Genomic DNA, 21,730 nt, shown 5'->3' with positions numbered 1-21,730 from the left:
TAGGGATTTTTCAGGATTTACAGGATGCTTTGCAGTCGTTCAACTAAGTTGGGCGACTGTTTTTAATTTACACTACTCCTGTTCCGGCTTTTTTGGCAGGGTTTTCATGTTGAACTTTGGCTTATAAGCCGGTTTAGCGGTGAGAGTTTCTTCAGCAGGCTTTATTTCAGTTGATTCCGCCGATGGAGCAATTTGCTCCTCTTTTTCCGCGGGTTTTTCCTCCGCCTCAACAGTTTTGGGCTTCATCATCGCGGCGTTAAAGCGCGGTTTAAAAGCAGGTTTCGCAGCTGGGATTTCTGCTGTTGGAGTGCCTGAGGACTCTGTGCGGTCCTCTTGTTTCTCTTCTGCGGATGATTCCTCAACAACCGGTTTTGGTTTTACCATTGCGGCGTTAAAGCGCGGTTTAAAAGCGGGCTTTGTAACAGGCGTTTCTGCCGGTGGGGTAGTCGTTTCTTTTACCTCGGCCTTTTCCTCGACAGCATCAGTGCTTTCTGCAGGTTTAGGTTTTACCATAGCCGCGTTAAAGCGCGGTTTAAAAGCAGGCTTTGCAACAGGCGTTTCTGCCGGTGGGGTAGTCGTTTCTTTTACCTCGGCCTTTTCCTCAACAACATCAGTGCTTTCTGCAGGTTTAGGTTTTACCATTGCCGGATTAAAACGCGGTTTAAAGGCAGGCTTTGCAGGTATATTCTCAACAGGTAGTTTATCCTCTTCGGCCTTAACCTCTTCCGGCTTTTCCTCCACGGGTTTAGGTATAGCTGTCGCCCTGAATTTTGGTGTAAAACCAATTTTTGGTGATGGCGTTACCGGTTCTGTCAAACTATCGGTAATAGTTTGTTCGGCAAGAGGGTTTGCAATGGCAACTTTTTCGGTTTTTATTTCCTGCGGAACCGGGAACCTACGCCTTAGCTTATTGAACCAGTATTTCTTGGAATGGTCGAAACTCTTCTCTCCCATCTGCTCAAAGTGATCTTTAAATTCAGAAAACAACGATCCCTCAGCCGCTTGTAAAGCCGCCAGGTCAATCCTTTTCTTTTTAAAAAACTCTTCGAAAACCATTTAATTAATTTGAAGATTTGAAGATTTGAAAATGCCTTTCTAATTTTCAAATTGGCACATATTCAAATTTTCAAATCAATTGAAATTCACATCCACATCCAGCTGATTAAAATGGATGCCTTTATCTGTTTGTTTCCAGTCTGCGCGTTCCTCGTCGGTAGCGTTCATCAGTTTGGGGAACCACTCCAGCGGGAAGGCCTGCTGCTTGCCATCAGCTTTTTCAACAAAAAGCAAGCCATTGGCAAAGGTTACCTTTACTTTCTTTTCTTCCTTACGTGAACTGAATAGTGGCATTTGGCCCCCTCTAAATCTCCCCCGGAAGCGGAGACTTTTGTTTTAATGTTTATTTTTTATAGCCCTCCCTTCCGGGGAGGGTTGGGTGGGGCTTTTACTCGGCCATATTATGGTATACCGCCTGCACATCGTCATCTTCCTCAAGGCGATCGATCAGTTTCATGATCTCGGTAACCTGTTCTTCTGTTACTTCATGAAATGATTGCGGCACACGCTCCAGCTTGGCAGATTTTACTTCAACACCTAATTCCTCCAGTGCTTTTTGCATTTTGCCAAAATCTTCAAAGGCTGTATGTATAACGCCAATATCGTTACCCTCTTCATCAGCTTCAACAAACAGGTCTTCCAGGCCGGCATCTATCAGTTCAAACTCCAGTTCTTCCAGGTCGCGCTCGCCGGGTTCAAATGTAAAAACAGATTTACGGGTAAAAATAAAATCCAATGACCCGGTTTTACCCAACGAGCCACCATATTTTGTAAAGTAACTGCGCACGTTGGCAACAGTACGGTTGGTATTATCGGTTGCTGTTTCAACCAAAACAGCAACCCCATAAGGTGCATAACCTTCATAAACCAGTTCTTCGTAATCTTTTTCGTCGCGGCTTGTGGCCCTTTTAATGGCAGCTTCAACGCGGTCTTTAGGCATGTTAACAGCCTTGGAGTTTTGCACAGCTGTACGCAAGCGCGAATTGGTGGTAATATCGCCGCCACCGGCTTTTACAGCCATCACAATCTCTTTCCCTAAACGGGTAAACTGCACTGCCATTTTAGCCCAGCGCTTAAACTTTCTCTCTTTGCGGAATTCAAATGCTCTTCCCATAACTTTTTATTTGTCCATCGTCCATGGATGGTAAACCATAGACTCAGCGAATATAATTTGTTTTTTGTATAAGTTTTGCAAAACAACAAAGGTAAAACCTTTATCCTTTCGCCTTTAACCTTTTACCTCTATATTACCTTTTTCAAATTCTCCAGCATATCTGCCGTCATTTTTGGCAATTGGTATTCCAGTTTCCATCCCCAGTCCTGCTGCGCACGGCTATCATCAATTGATTTTGGCCAGCTATCGGCAATGGCCTGGCGCGGATCGCTTTCAACATAGCCCATCTCGAAAGCGGGAATATGTTTTTTGATCTCATCGGCCAGCTGTGCCGGGGTAAAGCTTATCCCAGCCAGGTTGTATGATGATCTGATCTTAACCTGCTCAGCCGGTGCATCCATCAAACTGATGGTGGCCCTAATGGCATCTTCCATATACATCATTGGCAAGGCAGTATCTGCAGAAAGAAAACTTTCATATTTACCTTTTTTTAACGCTTCATGAAATATATGCACGGCATAATCGGTAGTTCCGCCACCGGGTGATGCCTTCCAGCCAATTAAGCCAGGGTAACGAATACTCCGTACATCAACACCGTATTTGGTATAATAATATTCGCACCAGCGTTCGCCTGCCAGTTTACTGAAACCATAAACCGTGTTTGGGTCCATTACACAATATTGCGGTGTATTAAACTGCGGCGAATGCGGACCAAAAACAGCTATCGAGCTTGGCCAAAAAACCCTGCCGGTTTTAAATTCAACAGCAAAATCAAGTACATGAATAAGGCCGGTCATGTTCAGATCCCAGGCCATTTTAGGTTTTTGCTCGCCTACGGCCGATAATATGGCTGCCAGCAGGTAAACCTGTGTTGGGCGATGTTTATCGAAAATATGGTGCAGGTTATGCTTATCCAGCACATTTACAATTTCATAAGGGCCGCTATTTCGTATGGCATAAGTTGGGTCGTTAATGTCGGATGCTATTACATTTTCAGCTCCGTGAATGCCCCTTAAAGCCATTACCAGTTCGGTACCAATCTGACCATTGGCGCCAATCACTAAAATTTTTTCGGTCATCAACTTTTAGTTTTGGCAAAGGTAGGAATTTGGGTGAAAAGTTGATGGTTGATTGGTGAGTAGTTCAGGGCAAATCGCTTTTAAGTATCTATCATATTTTTTGGCTAAAGCCCTAACTTATTTCTGTCAATTTAACCGTTGGCTGAAGCCCAACGGCAATGATTTAAGGACTGATCCCGTTTAAGGTAGCTAAAAGTTCATTGCCGTCCCATTTATGGGACGGTAGCGAAGGAATAAAAAGCGGCTTCAGCCAAAATTTGCCATGCAGATATTTTAAAAGCGATTTCCCTGGCGAAACGGTGTTTGGTGGCAAAATACAGCCCTTATTGCTTCCTGTTGAGCATCACATGCGCCTCCCGCCAGACAGGTGAGATTTGCACGTGGGAGACGCATGTGATGCGTCTCTACAAAAAACGGCATTAATTATCGGCCCAAAGCGTCCGTTTGTCCGTCCGTTCCCGGGTGACCATGTTTTGCGGACGCTTTGCGGACACCCCTATCTATAATAAGATTTCGATCATTCCCTTGATTTTAAAAATAAACTTTATTCTTTATTTTAAAGAATTTTCTGTATATTTGAAAGGGTGTTGTATGTTTTTATACAAAGCCAGGTGTCCGCAAGATGTCCTATACATGGGCTTCCCCGGACGGACGGACAGACGAACGGAAAGGTACTCAATCCTGTCCGCAAGGTGTCCGCAAATGTCTCACTCCCCTTTGCGGACGGACACCCAACCAAACCAACATATTCTACAGGCAGTATGCATCCGTACACAGTCAAGGTCATATATATATACACTTATATATATAGGCTATTGGATAAGTATTTTTAAAAAACGCGGAAATTTTTTAATTTATATCAGCAAAAAAAAATGAGGCAGCTATTCAATTATTTTATTTAGCATACCTCTTGCTATACTTCGCAGTGTAATTATGTTTATAGATATTGCAATAATGTAAAATGCAAGAAAAAATAATGGGGCATAGTATTCACCCTCGTGTATTAAGGTAATTGATACCGCAGCTAATATTAACGCAGGTACCAACAAGCTTTTGTACCAGGTAAAGGTTATTAATGCCTCCTTATTTAATAAGCTAATTTCAAATTTACCGCCATCTAATCGTTTCACTGCCTCAAAATTCCATATTAGTTCCCAGGGATCATCATCAAATTCAACAGTGCTATCGGTTACGTTGTTAACCCTGTATTTACCATCATCTAACAGCGATACTATTTTGCCGGTTATAATTTGAGGGTCGAGGTTGGTTGATTGGCTTATTTTAAACTTTAATTTCATTTGCGGTAAGGGTAAGGCGAAGTTAAAAAAGATAGTATTATTAAAAAATAGCATTAATATATCTTTCACCTTTGGGGTATAAGCCTGTCCGTCCGTCCGCAGGTGTCCAACACTTCAGAACGGACGGACACCTGCACGTTGATTTGCCTTGCAAAAATCCCCAAATCCGAACTCCCAAACGGCGAAGCCCTCAACGCAGTTAATCCCAATTCCGAAATCTAACACAGGGTGTCCGTCCGTCCACAGGTGCAACACTTCCGGACGGACGGACACCTGCATGTTGATTTGCCTTGCAAAAATCCCCAAATCCGAAATCCCAAACGGCGAAGCCCTCAACGCAGTTAATCCCAAATCCGAAATCTAACACGGGTGTCCGTCCGTCTGCAGGTGCAGCACTTCCGGACGGACGGACACATGCATGATCAAATTCCAAATCATTAACGGACCTAACAGGAAATCGCTTTTAAAATTAAAAGCCAGCAGGAGGCACCTACGGAGCCATGCTTTTGGGTTTTCTTGCGCTATAAACACGCGACTTCCATGGAGTCAATGACACACACACCTCAACCATTTCCAACTCCAGCGGAGTTATATGTTTATAGTGAAAAGTGCCTTGACCTTGGCTCCGTAGCTGCCTCCTTTTTAAAAGCGATTTCCCTGGTGAGTAGTTGATTAAATTGGGATGTGTTTGAAAAGTGTTCCCGTGTAAATAGTTTTCAGGTCACGCAGTTCAGGATATAAGCCACAATCCATTTCACCTACCCCTCACCTGATTAACGATTCACTAAAAACCTACTATTTCGGTAGATTATCCAAAAAATTATGCATCTTTGAAGTTTAATATTTTATTACATAACAAATTAACTCAAAATGAACCTCCAAAGGAGCTCATTACATTTAAAAACAAATTAACACAATGAAAGTCGCAGTAGTAGGTGCTACAGGATTAGTAGGCACCAAAATGTTGCAGGTTCTTGCAGAACGCAACTTCCCCGTTACAGAATTAATTCCCGTAGCTTCAGAAAAAAGTATTGGTAAAGAAATTACTTTTAAGGGTAAGCAGTTTAAGGTAGTTTCTGTTGAGGATGCGATTAAGATGAAGCCGGATGTAGCTATTTTCAGCGCCGGCGGAAGCACTTCATTACAACAAGCTCCGCTGTTTGCAGCAGCTGGTACAACTGTTATTGATAACTCATCAGCATGGCGCATGGACCCAACCAAAAAACTGGTTGTACCCGAAGTGAATGCCGATGTACTGACTGCCGATGATAAGATCATCGCCAACCCAAATTGCTCAACCATACAAATGGTAGTGGCCTTAAAACCACTACACGATAAATATAAAATTAAAAGGGTGGTTGTTTCAACCTACCAATCGGTAACCGGTACAGGTGTTAAAGCTGTCGACCAGTTATTTAACGAGCGTAAAGGCATCGATGGACCAAAGGTATACCCTTACACTATCGATTTAAATGTTATCCCGCAGATTGACGTTTTCACCGAAAATGGTTACACCAAGGAGGAAATGAAAATGATCCTGGAAACCAAAAAGATCATGGGCGATGACAGCATCAGGGTAACTGCTACTACTGTGCGTATCCCGGTTATGGGTGGTCACTCCGAATCGGTGAACATTGAGTTTGTAAATGATTTCGATTTGGGCGAAGTAAGAGAACTATTGGCTAACTCGCCAGGCATTGTGGTGGTTGATGATACCGCCAACCTGAAATATCCTATGCCGCTTGACGCGCACGATAAAGACGAAGTTTTTGTTGGCCGCCTGCGTCGCGACGAAAGCCAGGACAATACCTTAAACTGCTGGATAGTATCTGATAACCTGCGTAAAGGCGCGGCTACCAATGCTGTACAGATTGCAGAATACCTGGCTGCCAAGCATTTGATTGGTCAGCCGGTTGAGGCGTAGTCGCAGTTAACCTATTTTAAATATACAAGCCCTGTGATGAAAATTGCAGGGCTTTATTTTTTCAAAAAAAATAGAAGTCCGCAAATATTTTGAAAAGACAAAAGAAAAATAAGTCAGTTTAGTTATAAAATTTAACTATTATTTACCACTTATAGCATTTTTTACTAACTTGTAAACGATGAAAGCCTTTAAGCTATTTGTTGTTTTCTGTTGTTGCTGTTTTATCACAGCAAATTTGTATGCTCAGGAAGGTGTCAATCCGGATGCTATTGAGAATGACCTCCTCAGGGTTTTTAAAAGAGTAAATTATTATGGCGCTCACAAAAAAGAGTGGAAAGCCATTGATTCCCTCAAAAAAATGAATAGCATATTCGCTTACAAGCTTAAGTACTATACCGCTAAATATCCATATACCATCCACCTGAATTTTACCGCGCTAAAAAAGGAGCGCCTGGTTATAGCCACCGCTGCAGATGGCCTGTTCCGTACATATTCATGGGATACCAACCTGGGTGCTAACGGGTATGATTTTGATAACGTATTGCAATACAGCGTTAAGGGAAAAACCTTTTCCTTGTTAAAAATGGATCCGCCGGGCAAGGAGGCTTACTGGTATCCTAAAATATACACCTTTGCCGCTAACAATAAAACGTATTACTTAGCGGTATATAATTCTATTCTTTCGGCCACTAAAGCCGCGCAGGGCATCCGGGCTTTTGCCATCGAAAACGGGGTATTAAACGGACGGGTACCGATGGTAAAAACCCCTACAGCAGTATTAAGCAGGTTATATTACGAATACAGCCTGCAATCGGTAGCCGACTGGGAAGCCTTCCCAAGTATATATTTTGATAAAGAAACTAAAACTATCCATACCCCCCTGGTTGATTACAGCGGCAAAATGACCCATAAACTTATTACCTATAAATTTACCGGAAGGTTTTTTGAGAAGGTAAAGAATTAACTTAGCGGAATGATATCCTTCGCCCACCGTGTTTTTATGGAAGTTGCTGCTAATTTGAGTTTCTCAAAAGCGGCGCAGGTACTGTTTGTAACCCAACCGGCCATCAGTAAACACATCAAAGCGCTGGAAGATCAGTATAAGGTGCCGCTGTTCGAGCGTAAAGGCAACAGCATCCTGCTCACCGAAGCCGGCAGCAAACTTAACGAATACCTGCAGCAGGCCACCGAGATTGAGCGAAAAATAGAATATGACCTATCGGTATTAAGCAACCTGTCGCAAGCTGCCGGGCATTTGCGTTTAGGGGCCAGTACTACCATCGCACTTTATATATTGCCGTCTATATTATCGGGTTTCCAGCGGGAGTACGCCAATGTGGATGTACAATTGGTTAACCGCAATTCTGAATATATCCTGAACGCCCTGCTTAACCACGAGGTTGATATCGGCATCATCGAGGTTGATAACAAACTCACCACCGTATCCTACAAACCATTCATGAGCGACGAGGTGATCCCGGTATGCTCGGCTAAAAGTCCATTGGCGGGCAAATCGTTAACCTTAAAACAGTTTGTAAAAACACCATTGGCCGTAAGGGAGCGCGGTTCGGGTACGCTGAACGCGGTTTTGAAATCGCTATCCGCATTGCATATTAAACCGGCAGATCTATCTGTAAAGATCCGCCTTGGCGGCACCGAAGCCCTCAAAAATTTCCTGCTGGCCGATCAGTGCCTGGGCTTTATGCCACGTCCCTCCATTATACGTCAACTTGCCGAAGGCGACCTGGTGGAGGTACCTATAGAGGGCCTAAAGATCACCCGTGATTTCTTCTTCATCCGCCGTAAGGGGACTGAAGACTACGGGTTAACCAGCAATTTTATCAATTTTGCATTGCAGCATATTGAGGGCAAATGATCGACATAAAAACCGTGTTTGCGCATTATAAAATTTCGCAAATACCAAAGGAGTAAAGGCCTTTGCATGAAACACAACCCCCAAAAGGCATGTCAGTCTGAGCCTGTCGAAGACTCGCGCGGAGAGGCCCTTGCCCGCTATGGCTCGACAAGCTACCCATGACCTTATTGCGGATTTTGGAGTGATTTTTTTATATCCATTTAGTGATTTTAAACTTTAACTAATTTAAAATCAACTGTTTAAATCAGTTAAAAGATATAACTAAGGCACAAAAAAATCCTTGCCGGCTTTTGTCGGTATTTTGCACCCTTCGATTAAGATGCCTTTGAATTCATAAAAAAGCTGTACCCGAAGATGTTGGATAAACGACAGGCTACCCACCGGACAAATCCTTAAAGGATCGTACCATAATTTCAAACTCTTATCTTCAGAACCATACTCACCAACAGGCAAGAACACTATATCATGCGCGGCCACACTGTACAGCCTTAGCAAAGATAGGTCATTTTTCAATTTCAAAGTCCCCGGATTTTAAAACTCACCATGACATCCCATAACACGTGATTACAAGTATAAAATCCGGTGGACACTGAAGGGGGATGACGATTAAAAAAAATGTCATCCTGAACGGAGTGAAGGACCTAGTCGCAGACTGTACAGGGCGAAAAAGCATGGCGAATAATAGATCCTTCACTCCGTTCAGGATGACAAACGCGCTTTGTTGCAAAAACGTCATAGAGAGAGGCGCTGCCCCTACTTAAACTTATTCTTTAAAGCCGCCAGTTTTATCGCAATATCCGTTTCAGGAGCCTCCTGGGGCCGCTTATTAAATGATGGTTTGTTGGCAACCGGCCTTCTATCTTCATTTCTTCTTTCGGATGGATTACTCTTATCATTTTCTTTCATTGATAGCGCAATACGCTTACGGTTTACATCAACTTCAGTAACAGTAACCTCTACTTTTTGATGCACCTTCAGCACTTCGTTGGGGTCTTTAATAAACCGATTGGTGATCTGGCTTAAATGTACAAGGCCATCCTGGTGTACGCCAATATCAACAAAAGCACCAAAATTGGTAATGTTGGTTACTATGCCAGGGAGTTTCATTCCCACCTTTAAATCGCCAATAGCGTTTACGCCGTCGGTAAAACTGAAAGCCTCAAACTGCTCACGCGGGTCGCGGCCCGGCTTGGCAAGCTCGGCCATGATATCATTCAGCGTAGGCAAACCAACCGTTTCTGATGTGTATTTCTGCAAAGGGATACTCCTGCGGATAGCGGCATCGCCCATCAGGTCCTTCACCGTACATTTCATGTCTTTGGCTATCTGCTCCAATAAGCTGTAACGCTCCGGGTGTACCGCGCTGGAATCGAGCGGATTTTCAGCGTGATGGATTCGTAAAAAACCCGCTGCCTGCTCAAACGCTTTTTCACCCAGGCGGGGAACTTTTTTTAGCTGATCGCGGCGTTTAAAAGCGCCGTTCTGATCGCGGTACTCCACAATATTTTGTGCCAATTGCGGCCCAAGACCCGATACATAAGCCAGGATTTGTTTAGATGCTGTATTCAATTCCACACCAACAGCATTCACGCAACTCATCACAGTATCATCTAATGATGTTTGCAATTTATTCTGATCTACATCGTGCTGGTACTGACCTACACCGATTGACTTTGGGTCGATTTTTACCAGCTCTGCCAATGGATCCATCAACCTTCTGCCGATAGAAACCGCGCCTCTAACTGTTATATCTTTATCCGGGAACTCCTCTCTTGCTACATCAGATGCAGAATAAATAGAGGCCCCGCTTTCGTTCACCATAACTATGGCTACGCCGGGCAGGTTAAGGTTGCGCACAAATAATTCCGTTTCGCGGCCTGCAGTTCCGTTGCCTATGGCAATAGCTTCGATATTATATTTTTCAAACAAGTGTTGTACTGTTTTTTCGGCCTCTCTTGCCTGCCCTGCACCGGTATGCGGATAGATGGCCGTATTCTCCAACAGTTTACCCTGTTCATCCAAACAAACCAGCTTGCAGCCTGTACGGAAGCCGGGATCAATAGCCATTACCCGTTTTTGACCAAGTGGCGCACCCAACAAAAGCTGGCGGGCGTTTTCGGCAAAAACACGGATAGCCTCTTCATCTGCTTTCTTTTTGGTAAGCAGGCGCACCTCTGTTTCCATAGATGGTTTCAGCAGGCGCTTATAGCCATCGGCAATGGCTTGTTTTACCTGGTCGGCAGATGGATTGCTGGCTTTAACAAAGCTATCTTCCAGTGCAGCAATAGCTTCCTCTTCGGCGGGTTTAATATCCAGCCAAAGGATCTCCTCTTTTTCGCCGCGGCGCATAGCCAGTATACGATGTGATGGAGCTGATTTTACAGGCTCAGTCCAATCAAAATAGTCTTTATACTTAATTCCATCCTGCTCTTTTCCTTCAATAACTTTTGATTGAAAAGTTCCCTTCTCCACAAACAATTCACGGATGCGGGTACGCACTTCTGCATTTTCGCTTACGGTTTCGGCAATAATATCTCTTGCACCGGCCAACGCCTCCTCTATACTGTTTACGCCTTTTTCAGCATCAATAAATACAGCGGCTTCGGTTTGCAAATCGGCTTTGCGTTGCTCCAGCAATAGGTCGGCCAATGGCTGAAGGCCTTTCTCCCGGGCAGCGGTAGCGCGGGTTTTGCGTTTTGGGCGATAAGGCAGGTAAATATCCTCCAGGGCAACCATGGTTTCGGCTTCATTGATCTGTTTTTCCAATTCGGGCGTTAATTTACCCATATCGGTAAGCGATTTCAGGATGGCCTCACGGCGTTTATCCAGGTCGCGCAGTTGTTGTGCCCTGTCGCGGATCTCGGCAACCTGCACTTCATCAAGCGTGCCGGTAACCTCTTTGCGGTAACGGGAAATAAACGGAACGGTTGCGCCTTCATCAAGCAAAGCAAGGGTTGCGCTTACCTGTTTCTCTGAAATAGAAAGCTCTGCAGCTATTTTTTTAGAATGAGATATCATACATCAAATTTCGGACTGCGAAGTTGAGAAGAATACCTTTACAATTCAAAAAAAGATTGTTAACAATTGAGGAAGGCGAGCCTTCGATTTTCGGACAAAGGACTTTCAGACAAAGGATGAAAATATAAGGGACATATTATTGCATTGCCTTCACCACCCTATTGATCGCCTTGCCCCAAAACTCACCCAATGCAATTGCGCCTTGTTTATTCGGATGCAGATAAAATATTCCCTGCTTGCCGTTTTCCGGGATCAGATCTGTTAAGTGATGTTTCCTGAAATATTTAAAGGCCTTTTTATCGCCAACAAAAACATGTTCAGGGCTCGTAGTTGAGTAGCTTGCTGCCAGGCTATCAATTTTAGGGATATAACTTTGCAGCCGGGTTAGGCCTTCCTGCAAATACTTCGCGCCGTTTTGAGTATTGGGGCTATACCATATGGGGTGCTGCAATATGATAATGGCTTTTGGAAAATCAGCCAGCAGTTTATCGATAATGGTTTTTACATTCTGGATATAATTTTCGGGCGATACCGGTGCGCCGCGTGGGCCTTGTATCGCGCTGTCGTTAGTACCCAGTTTAACCGAAAAGATCAGTAATGCCTCTTTGTCTGTAAAAGCATTGGCTGCTGTTTCAACTTTGGTAAATGTATCGCCTGCACCGGGCAAAAAGTTGAGAGTGGTATAACCGCTGTGGCCCTGGTTACTAAACTCAACTGTTCCTAAATTTTCTTGTTTGCGTAAATAAGCAACCGCGGTAGCGGGTGGTGCATCATTTGCTGCATCGTGGAGTTGAACACCCTGGGTTATGCTGTTGCCGATAAAAACAATATTGAGGTTCGGCTTTTTATCCTGGGCAAAAGAGGACGAAATACTGAATAACAGTATTGTAACCGATAAAAGATATTGTTTCATATTATTATTTCTTTATCCCTTTTTGGAAAGATCATACATTCCATTTCTTTTTAATCCTGGCAATTCGCTCACCACTTCACGCCCATATTCCAAAACATAAAGGCCCATTTATCAACCTGCCCGCTTATAACCTGCGCGGTTGACTGGCCTGCGCCGTGCCCGGCATTTGTTTCAATCCGGATAAGCACAGGCTCAGTCCCTTTCTGGTATTCCTGCATACGCGAACCAAATTTAAAAGAGTGGGCAGGCACTACCCGGTCGTCATGATCGGCAGTGGTAACCATAGTTGCAGGGTATTCCCGTGGCTGTAACGCATGGTATGGCGAATACTTATACAGGTATTCAAACATTTCTTTTGAATCTTCGGCTGTTCCATAATCATAACTCCAGCCTGCACCCGCAGTAAACTTGTTATAACGCAGCATATCCAAAACGCCCACAGCTGGGAATGCTACCTTAAAAAGATCGGGCCGCTGCGTAAGCATAGCGCCTATAAGCAATCCCCCGTTTGAGCCACCAGAAATAGCCAAATGCTCTTTTGAAGTGTATCTGTTTTTGATGAGATATTCGGCAGCAGCAATAAAATCATCAAACACGTTTTGTTTTTTCATTTTAATCCCCTTGCGGTGCCAGGTTTCGCCATACTCGCCGCCGCCACGCAAGTTGGGTACAGCATAGATACCGCCATGCTCCAGCAGGATAATATTTGACGTACTGAATGCCGGGGTTAGGCTTACACCAAAACCTCCATAAGCATATAGTAATGTAGGGTTTTCGCCATTAAGTACTGTACCCTTTTTGTAGGTGATGATCATCGGGATCTTTGTTTTATCCTTCGACGTATAAAACACCTGTTTGGATTCGTACAGTTCAGGATCAAACTTTACCCCCGACTTTTTGTAGACGGTTGATTGCCCGCTCGCGATATCAAGCTTAAAAATTGTTGGCGGGTACACGTAGCTGGTAAACGTGTAATAGGTTTCTTTTTCCTCCTTTTTAGCTCCAAAACCCGCTGCAGTACCTACCGATGGCAGGGTGATAGTACGCTCCAGCTTTCCGTCCATATTATATTGCTGTACAAGCGAAGTGGCATCTTTTAAATACTCGGCGAAGATTTTTCCACCTGCCGTACTGGCGCTTAATACATTCTTTGTTTCGGGGATAAGGTTTTTCCAGTGAGTAATGGTAGGGGTCTCCGCATCCACCGTAACAATTTTAAAGTTTGGCGAATAAATATTAGTGATGATATACAACTTGCCGCCCACATTATCCAATACCGAATGCTGGTTATCAAAATTATCAACCACGTTCACAATCTGGCCGCCCGGTTTGCTCAAATCCTGGATGTAAAGCTCATTCCCGGTAGTTGACGTAGCCGCAGTGATCACCAAAAAGCGTTCATCCTCGRTAAGGTAAGCGCCTATATACCTCCTGGGTGTTTTATCGCCGCCAAAAATGAGTTTATCGGTGCTTTGCTGTGTACCCAGTTTATGGTAGTACAATTTATGATATTGTGTAAGCCCCGATAGCTGGCTGCCCGCCTTGGGTTTATCATAACTGCTGTAGTAAAAACCATCGGTACCTCTCCAGGCCAGGCCGCTGAATTTTACATCGATAAGCGTATCCCCCACCACACTTTTATCACTTGTTTTTATCACAATCACCTTGCGCCAGTCTGATCCTCCTTCCGAGACCTGGTAGGCGGCCAGGTCCCCGTTTTTTGTAAAGTCTATCCCCTGTAATGATGTTGTGCCATCGGCCGAGAATTTGTTGGGATCCAAAAATATTTCGGGTGTGCCGTTATCACCCAGCTGGYGGTATAATACAGATTGACTTTGAAGCCCGTCGTTCTTATAAAAGTAGGTGTATTTACCTTCTTTAAACGGGGCGCTGTACTTTTCGTAGTTCCATAGCAGCTCCAGGCGTTTGCGCATTTCTTCGCGATAAGGGATCTGTTGCAGGTAGCCTTGGGTAACTTTATTTTCTTCTTTTACCCATGCTTTGGTATCGGCAGCCTGGTCGTTTTCCAGCCAGCGATAGGGGTCGGGCACCTGGGTGCCAAAATAAGTATCAATGGTATCAACCTTTTTTGTTTGGGGGTATAACAGTGCTTTAGTATTCATTTGTTGTGCGTAGGTATAGCTGCAAAATAAAACAGCTAATGCAAATAAACAGGTTGTTTTTTTCATCGGGATTTAAATTACAGGGAACTAAAGATAGGGATTTGAGCCAAATGCCAGCAAATGATTAAGTCAATAAAGGTTAAAAGTTGTTAATTTTGCCCATTTCTGCCATTTAATTGAGCGGGGCAAGCTATATTAGCAGCCGTAATTAAAATGAGGCATCTGCTGATGCTTTTGCCGGTTGGCATGTATAATTATTTATTGGCGATTGGTTTTTTATTATCAGTACGGGTAACTATAATAATGCATTTTTTTACACGTTTGCTAAACCAAATAACAAGGGCAAAAGCAAACCTTATTTATTATTAGGACTATTACAACATGAAACAAACTTTTACACTTTTTGCTGCAGCTTTTTGTATGCTGATAGCGCTTAACTCAAAAGCCCAGGATATTAAAGAGGATGATGACGTGGCTCCCGAAAAATCTAAAAGCTATATAAGTTTAGGTGCAGGTTTGTCAAAACCATTTGGAGCATTTAAAGTAGCTGACTACAGCGATCCGAAAGCTGGTTTTGCAAAAAAAGGTATAGTTTATTCTATAGACGGTGCTCATTACTTTTTTAAGCGTGTTGCTTTAGGCTATACCGTAAGCTACCAGGACCAGGGGAACTTAACTTATGATGATGATGTAAAACTTTCGCAGGGATACACAGACGATTATATAGCCGATGGCTCGATAGTTACTGCCAATAAGCGTTACAGAAGCCTTAATGTTTTATTAGGGCCGCAATACACTTTGGTATGGCATGCTTTTTCCTTCGATTTCAGGGCATCGGCCGGGGCAATAAAAAGCTTTGTAACACCACAGGTTGCGGTGCAGATACAAGGAGTAGATGCGCAAAGCGGTGAGTTTATTCAGCAAAGTTCAAATAAATTCGCATTTGCGTATGGTGGCAGTGCAGCCATCCGCTTAAACACCGGTGCTGGCTGGGGTTTATTTTTAAAGGGAAATTACATTAACTCAACCGGACCAAAAATCACTTACACCGGTCGTACACTTGTACTCGGCCGCACGGTTGCCAAACAGCCAATAACCGAGGGCCAAATGTTGTTTGGCTTGTATAAAGAATTTTAATTGAAACACTAATTGCACGAATTTCGCGAATTTACACGAATGATTAAATCTATCTATTTTAAGAATTCGTGAAATTCAATTCAATTGTGGCCCGCTTTCAAGTATCCGTGCCTCTTATTAAAATTCGTGAAATTCGATTTAATTGCAGCCAACCTGCAAGCATTCGTGTTTATTAATTTTTATCCGGATCCGGGGCTATATCGTCATCAAGATTTAAAGTAAAGGCGGCCTCCGAGGCCCGGGTTGCGGCATCAATACCGGCTGTATCGGCAATATCCTTATCCAGTCGTTCATTACCGGTATCCTTGCCTTCATTCTGTTCATATTCATTACCGGGATCTTTTTCATCCTGGCTATCATCAAGATTTGGATTTTCGGGAAGTGGCATAATTTCTATTGTTTAATATATCATTTATAACCCTCAAGATAGCACGTTGTTTGCGTGTATGCCCAAATAATCTGTGCAGGTGAGGTGTATTTTCAGTTGCATGTTATAATATTTTTCCCTTTCCCCCTTCGCCAGGTTTGGGCTGAGGTTCATTTTTTCCTTTCATCGTTTAAATGTATTTTTGCAGGTATGCCAACCCGTAACAAACTTTATTTTGCTTCTGATTTTCATTTAGGTACCGGCGAATATGCTGCCAGCCGCGAACGCGAAGACAGGATAGTACGCTGGTTGGATACCATAAAAGCCGATGCCGCCGAACTGTTTTTAATGGGCGATGTATTTGATTTTTGGTTTGAATATAAAACCGTAGTACCCAAAGGATACATCCGTTTTTTGGGTAAACTGGCCGAACTTACCGACGCCGGCGTAAAGCTTTATTTTTTTAAGGGCAACCACGACATGTGGATGTTTGATTATTTTAAAAAAGAGCTTGGTGTAACCATCATCAGCGATGAATTAGTTATTGAACGTAGTGGGAAAAAGCTTTTTCTTCATCATGGCGATGGGCTTGGACCAGGCGACCGCTTTTACAAAGTTTTAAAAAACTTTTTCCGCAGCGGTTTTTGTCAATGGCTATTTGCCAGGGTGCATCCTAATTTAGGTGTTGGCATAGCCAATTATTGGTCAACCCATAGCCGCATAAGCAATCAGAAAAAAGAAAACCCTAAACCCGGAGAACAGGAATGGCTGGTTAGCTTTTGCCGGGAGGAATTGAAGACGAACTATTACGACTATCTTATTTTCGGCCACCGCCATTTACCGCTGGATATACAGCTTACACCCCAAACCCGCTACATTAACCTGGGCGAATGGGTGAACTACTACACCTACGCCGTGTTTGATGGCAATGAGCTTAAGCTGGAATATTTTGAAAAGTAAATGGTTAATAGTCAATAGAAGTTTTTTACAATTGGCAATGGACAATCGACTATAATCTACTGACTTACTATTTCAGCAGAACTTACAATCCCCTGAAAAAATATATGCACTAAAATGCGTATTTTTGTGCGTTTTTTGAAGCAAGCCTATAAACCGACCGAAACGTGACGCATTTCTTAGCCGGACCATCATCCAGGATAGCTGCTTCGATTAGCTATTGAAAACAGATTATGTTAGAGAAATTAGAACTGATATATCAACGCTGGAAAAACGTTGAAGGTGAATTGAGCAATCCTGAAGTTATGCAGGACATGAAGCGCTATGCCCAGCTGAATAAAGAATATAAAGACCTGGCCAAGATTGTTGATGAGTACAACATTTACCGCAACATCATGAGCAATATTGACAGCAACAAAGAAATTCTGGCTACCGAAAAGGATGAAGAATTCCGTGAAATGGCTAAATCTGAGCTTGACGAACTGCTAACCCAGCAGGAGGAAAAAGAAGAGCAGATCCGCTTGATGCTGATCCCTAAAGATCCGGAGGATTCTAAAAATGCCCTTGTGGAGATCCGTGGCGGAACCGGTGGTGATGAAGCCGCTTTATTTGCCGGCGACCTTTACCGCATGTACATGCGCTATTGCGAAAAGCGAGGCTGGAAAACCGAACTGGTTGATTATACCGAAGGCACAAGCGGCGGCTACAAAGAAATTGTATTCAACGTAAACGCCGAGGATGCTTATGGTACCTTAAAATATGAATCGGGTGTGCACCGTGTACAGCGCGTACCGGATACCGAAACACAGGGCCGTGTACATACTTCTGCCGCATCTGTTGTGGTATTGCCCGAGGTTGATGAGTTTGATATTGATTTGCAGGTGAGTGATATCCGTAAGGATCTTTTCTGCGCCTCGGGCCCGGGCGGACAATCGGTGAACACCACCTATTCGGCCGTGAGGTTGACTCACATTCCTACGGGAATTGTGGCACAATGCCAGGATCAAAAATCGCAGTTAAAAAATTACGATAAAGCCCTGCAGGTACTACGTTCAAGGGTTTATGAAATGGAGCTGCAAAAGCACCTCGAAGAAACATCAAAAAAACGTAAAACCATGGTTTCCACCGGTGACAGATCGGCCAAGGTGCGTACTTATAATTATCCCCAGGGTCGCTTAACCGAGCACCGTATAGGGTTAACCATATACAATTTGCCCGGTGTATTAAACGGCGATCTGCAAGAAATAATGGAAGCTTTACAATTTGCAGAGAATGCAGAAAAGCTTAAAGAAGGTACTGTTGTTTAAGCCGAAGACTTAAAACTAAAGACAGAAAGTTTTTTTTCGAAAAAATTTATATCAAAGGCTTTGAGCATCGTGCTTAAAGCCTTTTCTTTTACCCCAAAAAAGCTTTCTGCCCTCAGCTTTGTGCTTTAAGCTTTTTTGTACCTTTAATACCATGGAAGAATCTGAAAAACTTGATCGTATTATTGAGGCCCGGATGAAACTTAAAGCCCGGTTTGAAGAAAAGATGAAGCTTACACCTTCTGTTGCTGATGATACACCACGCGGATCGGGCAAAATAAACAGGCATGGCATGCCGGTTGTTCCAATTGGGCAAACCATCACAACAAAATGGCCCGTGCTTGATCTGGGTTATCAGCCCAATATACCTACCGATCGCTGGCGGCTCACTATAGATGGCGCGGTTGAAAACCCGGTAAAGCTCTCCTGGAAACAGTTTATGGATTTGCCGCAAACCAAAGATACATCAGATTTTCATTGTGTTACCACATGGTCCAAACTGGATATGTCATGGAAGGGAGTAAGCCTGCTTGACCTTGCCGCATTGGTACACCCTCATGAAAATGCTACCCACATCATGTGTTATGGATACGACACCTATACCACCAATATTTCGCTTGAGGAAGCCTTAAAACCCGATGTGTTATTGGTGCATACTTTTGAAGGGCAACCGTTACCAATTGAGCATGGCGGACCAGTACGTATGATAACCCCGCAGCTATATGCCTGGAAAGGCTCCAAATGGATAAAGCGCATTGAGTTTTTAACCGAAAACCAATTAGGCTTTTGGGAAGACCGAGGTTACTCAAACACTGCCTACCCCTGGCGTAACGATAGGTACAGCGATTAGCTGAAAGCTTAGGGTTAAAAGCCCAAAGCTTCGTCAAAAGGCCTTTAGCCTTTATGGCTTCCCGGTTATTTTTGCAGATTGCTCAAGTTCGCTTGCCACCGCATCATCAAAATACAGGCGGAATATTACCCAGTCATTTTTAGGTTTGTAAAACATAAATGTAAACCTTAGCGGCTGTGTTTGGTGTTTTACAAGGTAGCTGTAAAGTACAAAACTGTTTGATGCCTTACGCTGCGCAATTAAATCTTTACCAAGGTAAGGCCCCATTACACTGCGTGTGGTATCTATTTTAGTTATCAATTTTATCAGGCTGTTGGTATCAATAAGCGGGTTGGTTTTAAAAATATCCAACATAGCTTTTGTGGTGCTTTCCTTATCGTAGCTTTTAAAAAATCTATCTATCAGGATAACCGGTGTAATAATCCCTGCTGCCGGTGCTTTAACCACGGGTTCAGTTTTTACCACTTGTGGCGCGGTTTGGGCAGAGGCACTGCCGTAAATAGCTGATGCTAATAAGATGAAAGAAAAGGACTTTATGCCTTTTAAAAGGAGATTTCGCATGCTCATGGTGTTTGTGTGCCTAAAATAGGGAAATTATGCAAGATGGCGTATATCAACCAATTTTAAAATACGGTTCGCGATGTTAAACCCGTCAAAATTTACAGGAAGATTGTTTTGACGATCAATGATGCGCGATTTATTTTGCTATCCGTTGCTTTATCAAAAACACAGAAGCTTTCATTATCAAAATTAAAACAATACCGATGATACAGAAGCTGCTACTATGCCGACAGTATTATGCGTAGTAATTCCATTACTAATACTGTTGAAATTTATGCTCAGCATCACTAAAAAAAGAGGCAGGTAAATAGCTATTAATTTCCGATGCTGTTTTGCCATGATCTAAATTATTGATATTTAGATTAAAAATCAAATAGCGGCGGTTATCTTTTCTTCAAAAATTCGGTTTTTAGCACAATGCTCATGCCRTCAATTTTGCAATCCACTTCTTTATCATCATCGGTAAGGCGAATCTTTTTTACCAGTGTGCCTTGTTTAAGGGTGACACCGCCACCTTTAACTTTTAAACTTTTAATCAGCGTTACCGAATCGCCGTCATTAAGGGTGTTGCCGTTACTATCTTTTACGTTTGATGTTTCCATTGTAGGTTATATAAAAATAAAGAGCCCGGTACTTAAATACAGGGCTCTTTGTATATTTAAATCTAAAGGCGACAAGAAATTCTGTCAATCCTAAAATCGTGTTATTATTTAGTAACGTACATTACCTCTTTAACCGCTTTAATAACCCTTTCCGGATTTGGAAGGTATTCCTGTATTAAAGTTGGAGCATAAGGCAATGGCACATCGCCACCCATAATACGCAGAATAGGTGCATCAAGATAATCAAAAGCGTCTTTTTGTACTTTAAAAGCAACCTCGGTAGCTATCGAACCTAAAGGCCAGCTTTCTTCAATGATCACTAAACGGTTTGTTTTTTTAACCGAATTGATAACAGTGGCATAATCAATAGGGCGTACAGTGCGTAAGTCGATCACTTCGGCATTGATACCTTCTTTTGCCAGTTCGGCAGCAGCGGCAATAACCACTTTCATAATCTTACCAAAACCTACCAATGTTACATCGGCACCTTCGGTTACTACCTTAGCTTTGCCTATTTCAATATAGTAGGTTTCTTCAGGCACTTCGCCTTTATCGCCGTACATTAACTCTGATTCCATGAAGATAACCGGATCAGGATCAAGTATTGMCGATTTTAATAAGCCTTTTGCATCGTATGGGTTTGATGGAACGATTACTTTTAAACCAGGGCAGTTGGCATACCAGTTCTCGAAACACTGACTGTGCTGTGAGCTAAGCATACCCGCATTACCGGTTGGGCCGCGAAAAACGATTGGCACAGAAAACTGGCCACCGCTCATCGACATGATTTTGGCCGCACCGTTGATGATCTGATCGATGGCAACTAACGAAAAGTTAAAAGTCATGAACTCGATGATAGGKCGCAATCCATTCATAGCCGAGCCTATGCCTATACCGGCAAAGCCTAATTCAGAGATGGGCGTATCAATAACGCGTTTTGCACCAAATTCATCCAGCATACCCTGGCTTACTTTATAGGCTCCGTTGTATTCAGCAACTTCTTCACCCATCAGGTATATTTTATCGTCGCTGCGCATTTCTTCGACCATGGCCTCTCTTAGCGCTTCTCTGAATTGTATTTCTCTCATTATATTATATAAAATGACGTTTTTTGCGACCGCAAATATAATCACTAATGTGTGAAATGCAATTACAGCCCACGTACTTTGCATTTTTAACACATATATTTTACAAAATGTAGTTACATTGGTAGCTTAAACCCCGTCACAATGAAATTCCCGTCAATAAAAACACTTGCCAATGGTTTTTCATCTACCTTAAAACGTTATCCGTTTGAGCTGATATTTGCTTTAATTGGCACAATAGCCGGCACAGTTGAAGTTGAACTGCGCCACCTTAACAGGGTGCATGAGGGTTGGCTAATGCGTGGGGTAATGACGGCAAACCTGGGTCTGCTGTTAAGTTTATCGGCTACGCTATATACCCAAAGCCGTGAAATAACAAAACGAAATACGTTGATCATAAAACTAATTGCGGTTGTTTTTGCCTCATTGCTGATATTTATTATCGACCCAACAGCCCGCGAAGCAG

At 43.1% G+C, this 21,730-nt stretch carries 21 protein-coding genes; 8 read left to right on the top strand and 13 right to left on the bottom strand.

Features of this window, described 5'->3' with window-relative positions; genetic code table 11:
* Positions 1–72: 72 nt before the first annotated feature.
* From AC1DPZ_RS01495 to AC1DPZ_RS01475, 5 genes are all read right to left on the bottom strand, one after another.
* A complete protein-coding gene (locus tag AC1DPZ_RS01495; RefSeq protein ID WP_477400749.1) occupies positions 73–1,056 on the bottom strand; it encodes a hypothetical protein in 984 nt (327 codons plus the stop codon).
* A 75-nt stretch (positions 1,057–1,131) separates the two neighbouring features.
* Positions 1,132–1,350, bottom strand: coding sequence for a DUF2442 domain-containing protein (locus AC1DPZ_RS01490; protein ID WP_477400748.1), 219 nt, complete (start codon positions 1,348–1,350; stop codon positions 1,132–1,134).
* Positions 1,351–1,444: 94 nt separating this feature from the next.
* Entirely contained in the window at positions 1,445–2,170 is a 726-nt protein-coding gene (locus AC1DPZ_RS01485; protein ID WP_477400747.1) for a YebC/PmpR family DNA-binding transcriptional regulator, read from the bottom strand.
* A 128-nt stretch (positions 2,171–2,298) separates the two neighbouring features.
* Positions 2,299–3,249, bottom strand: a complete 951-nt coding sequence (locus AC1DPZ_RS01480; RefSeq protein WP_477400746.1) for an NAD-dependent epimerase/dehydratase family protein — start codon at positions 3,247–3,249, stop codon at positions 2,299–2,301.
* Between the two features lie 881 nt (positions 3,250–4,130).
* Complete coding sequence (locus AC1DPZ_RS01475; RefSeq protein WP_477400745.1) at positions 4,131–4,547, bottom strand: hypothetical protein; 417 nt, start codon at positions 4,545–4,547, stop codon at positions 4,131–4,133.
* Positions 4,548–5,463: 916 nt separating this feature from the next.
* Here AC1DPZ_RS01475 and AC1DPZ_RS01470 point away from each other — a divergent pair.
* From AC1DPZ_RS01470 to AC1DPZ_RS01460, 3 genes are all read left to right on the top strand, one after another.
* Positions 5,464–6,471: an aspartate-semialdehyde dehydrogenase gene (locus AC1DPZ_RS01470; protein WP_477400744.1), complete on the top strand. Its 1,008-nt coding sequence runs from the start codon at positions 5,464–5,466 to the stop codon at positions 6,469–6,471.
* Between the two features lie 178 nt (positions 6,472–6,649).
* Positions 6,650–7,435, top strand: a complete 786-nt coding sequence (locus tag AC1DPZ_RS01465) for a hypothetical protein (protein WP_477400743.1) — start codon at positions 6,650–6,652, stop codon at positions 7,433–7,435.
* Positions 7,436–7,444: 9 nt separating this feature from the next.
* Positions 7,445–8,347, top strand: coding sequence for a LysR substrate-binding domain-containing protein (locus tag AC1DPZ_RS01460; protein ID WP_477400741.1), 903 nt, complete (start codon positions 7,445–7,447; stop codon positions 8,345–8,347).
* A 753-nt stretch (positions 8,348–9,100) separates the two neighbouring features.
* Here AC1DPZ_RS01460 and AC1DPZ_RS01455 read toward each other — a convergent pair.
* The 3 genes from AC1DPZ_RS01455 to AC1DPZ_RS01445 all read right to left on the bottom strand — a co-directional run bounded on the left by AC1DPZ_RS01455 (position 9,101) and on the right by AC1DPZ_RS01445 (position 14,467).
* Complete coding sequence (locus tag AC1DPZ_RS01455; RefSeq protein WP_477400740.1) at positions 9,101–11,365, bottom strand: Tex family protein; 2,265 nt, start codon at positions 11,363–11,365, stop codon at positions 9,101–9,103.
* Positions 11,366–11,501: 136 nt separating this feature from the next.
* Complete coding sequence (locus AC1DPZ_RS01450; RefSeq protein ID WP_477400739.1) at positions 11,502–12,278, bottom strand: GDSL-type esterase/lipase family protein; 777 nt, start codon at positions 12,276–12,278, stop codon at positions 11,502–11,504.
* Positions 12,279–12,346: 68 nt separating this feature from the next.
* Entirely contained in the window at positions 12,347–14,467 is a 2,121-nt protein-coding gene (locus AC1DPZ_RS01445) for a prolyl oligopeptidase family serine peptidase (protein ID WP_477400738.1), read from the bottom strand.
* 315 nt (positions 14,468–14,782) lie between these two features.
* On the opposite strand from AC1DPZ_RS01445, the gene AC1DPZ_RS01440 reads away from it, so the two are divergent.
* Positions 14,783–15,538: a hypothetical protein gene (locus AC1DPZ_RS01440; RefSeq protein WP_477400736.1), complete on the top strand. Its 756-nt coding sequence runs from the start codon at positions 14,783–14,785 to the stop codon at positions 15,536–15,538.
* Positions 15,539–15,710: 172 nt separating this feature from the next.
* Here the strand turns inward: AC1DPZ_RS01440 and AC1DPZ_RS01435 are convergent, their stop codons facing one another.
* Positions 15,711–15,926, bottom strand: coding sequence for a hypothetical protein (locus AC1DPZ_RS01435; RefSeq protein ID WP_477400734.1), 216 nt, complete (start codon positions 15,924–15,926; stop codon positions 15,711–15,713).
* A gap of 189 nt (positions 15,927–16,115) precedes the next feature.
* Here AC1DPZ_RS01435 and AC1DPZ_RS01430 point away from each other — a divergent pair, with 189 nt between their 5' ends.
* The 3 genes from AC1DPZ_RS01430 (at position 16,116) to AC1DPZ_RS01420 (ending at position 19,016) form a co-directional block, all read left to right on the top strand.
* Positions 16,116–16,865, top strand: a complete 750-nt coding sequence (locus AC1DPZ_RS01430; protein WP_477400732.1) for a UDP-2,3-diacylglucosamine diphosphatase — start codon at positions 16,116–16,118, stop codon at positions 16,863–16,865.
* Positions 16,866–17,095: 230 nt separating this feature from the next.
* A complete protein-coding gene (prfA, locus tag AC1DPZ_RS01425; protein WP_477400731.1) occupies positions 17,096–18,169 on the top strand; it encodes a peptide chain release factor 1 in 1,074 nt (357 codons plus the stop codon).
* Between the two features lie 151 nt (positions 18,170–18,320).
* Positions 18,321–19,016, top strand: a complete 696-nt coding sequence (locus tag AC1DPZ_RS01420) for a sulfite oxidase-like oxidoreductase (protein ID WP_477400730.1) — start codon at positions 18,321–18,323, stop codon at positions 19,014–19,016.
* Between the two features lie 51 nt (positions 19,017–19,067).
* On the opposite strand, the gene AC1DPZ_RS01415 is transcribed toward AC1DPZ_RS01420, so the two are convergent.
* From AC1DPZ_RS01415 to AC1DPZ_RS01400, 4 genes are all read right to left on the bottom strand, one after another.
* Entirely contained in the window at positions 19,068–19,577 is a 510-nt protein-coding gene (locus AC1DPZ_RS01415; RefSeq protein ID WP_477400729.1) for a hypothetical protein, read from the bottom strand.
* Positions 19,578–19,766: 189 nt separating this feature from the next.
* Positions 19,767–19,916 (bottom strand): hypothetical protein, encoded by a 150-nt coding sequence (locus AC1DPZ_RS01410; RefSeq protein ID WP_477400728.1) that lies wholly within the window; start codon positions 19,914–19,916, stop codon positions 19,767–19,769.
* A 44-nt stretch (positions 19,917–19,960) separates the two neighbouring features.
* Complete coding sequence (locus AC1DPZ_RS01405) at positions 19,961–20,179, bottom strand: zinc ribbon domain-containing protein YjdM (protein WP_477400727.1); 219 nt, start codon at positions 20,177–20,179, stop codon at positions 19,961–19,963.
* 104 nt (positions 20,180–20,283) lie between these two features.
* Positions 20,284–21,267: a pyruvate dehydrogenase complex E1 component subunit beta gene (locus tag AC1DPZ_RS01400; protein ID WP_477400725.1), complete on the bottom strand. Its 984-nt coding sequence runs from the start codon at positions 21,265–21,267 to the stop codon at positions 20,284–20,286.
* Positions 21,268–21,408: 141 nt separating this feature from the next.
* On the opposite strand from AC1DPZ_RS01400, the gene AC1DPZ_RS01395 reads away from it, so the two are divergent.
* On the top strand, positions 21,409–21,730 hold a 322-nt coding region (locus tag AC1DPZ_RS01395), incomplete at its 3' end, for a hypothetical protein (RefSeq protein ID WP_477400724.1).

The sequence above is a fragment of the Mucilaginibacter sp. P4_G9 genome (genome assembly GCF_056400985.1).
This window is presented reverse-complemented; position numbering and strand designations above follow the sequence as displayed.